Source organism: Bacteroides sp. 51, assembly GCF_010500965.1.
Taxonomy (GTDB): domain Bacteria; phylum Bacteroidota; class Bacteroidia; order Bacteroidales; family Bacteroidaceae; genus Bacteroides.
Genome location: NZ_QVMI01000088.1, coordinates 1,115 through 2,200, shown reverse-complemented (window position 1 = coordinate 2,200; position 1,086 = coordinate 1,115). Strand labels below are relative to the sequence as shown.

Annotated in this window: 1 protein-coding gene; it reads right to left on the bottom strand. The window is 46.8% G+C overall.

All coding sequences use genetic code 11. From position 1 onward, the window contains the following. On the bottom strand, window positions 1–800 hold an 800-nt coding region (locus D0T87_RS23610), incomplete at its 3' end, for a DUF3575 domain-containing protein (protein WP_163178618.1). Window positions 801–1,086: the final 286 nt, after the last annotated feature.

Genomic DNA, 1,086 nt, shown 5'->3' with positions numbered 1-1,086 from the left:
ACCACAGCCGCAGTGAGGCCGTCTGCGGCCGTGGTTTTGGCGGGAACGTCCTGTGATGCTGTTTGTGTCGTCTGCTTGGCCGGACTTTCCCGCGGCGTGTTAGCAAGTGTTTGTGGAGGGTCGTAGACCATTCCCCCACCGAATGGGTTGGAGGTAAAGCGTTTGGAAGAACGGCCAGAACTACCCAGGGTATAACTCAATGTTACTCCCGCCCGGGTAGGACCGAAATAGTGATAGGTACCTGTAGCAGCCATTTCACTATTGCCTGCCTCGTATTTATCATAATCAAGGTATGCGTAACCCAGCCCAAGGGTGGCTTCCAAACCCCATTTTTGATTAAGCTGCCAGCGGTAGCCATAAGAGGCACCGGCTCCCGCCAGCCAACCATCAAAGCGGTGGGCTCCCATATAACCGGAGAAAAGCAGGTCAGGCAAACGGCTTACATCATAGGTGCCGTAATGCGCGTGAAGACCGAAGAAATGTCCTTTGGATTGTTCCGCCGCCCAGTAACGAAGCTCGGGCTGAAACAGAAGGTGTTTCCAGTAACGGTCCGAACCCAGCTTCCAGGGATTATAACTCAGGGGAAGATCTAAAGAAAACTGATCGGAAAGAAGAAACTCTGCACCCAGGTTCAGGGTGGAGGTTACATCATGCAACAGGTTGGTCTTTAAAAGGACCCCTCCCCGGTCCGTATCTCCAAGGGTGGATTCCTGCGCATTGCCTTTCACTGAAAATAATAGTAGAAACAGCCCTAGAAGCCATTGTCCTACACTGTATACAAAAATAGTTCTAATATTCATACATTTTGTTCCATATCTCTTTTTATGCAACTAATTCCAGCTATTACTAAGTGCCGGAGTAAGCAAAAATGAAATACTGAACCAGTTAGTAATCAGCTGGTTATATTAGATCAAATTTAACAGAAAAATAAACATGTTTATTCTTTTTTTAAACTGGTGGGCGGGCGAAGCGATAACCAAAAGAAGAAAAATCTTCGTTTAACAGCCGGGGCGGGCGATAGAAAACGAAAAAGTATCCCGGAAAAATAGAACAACTGTAAAACAATTGTAAAACGTCAGATATACA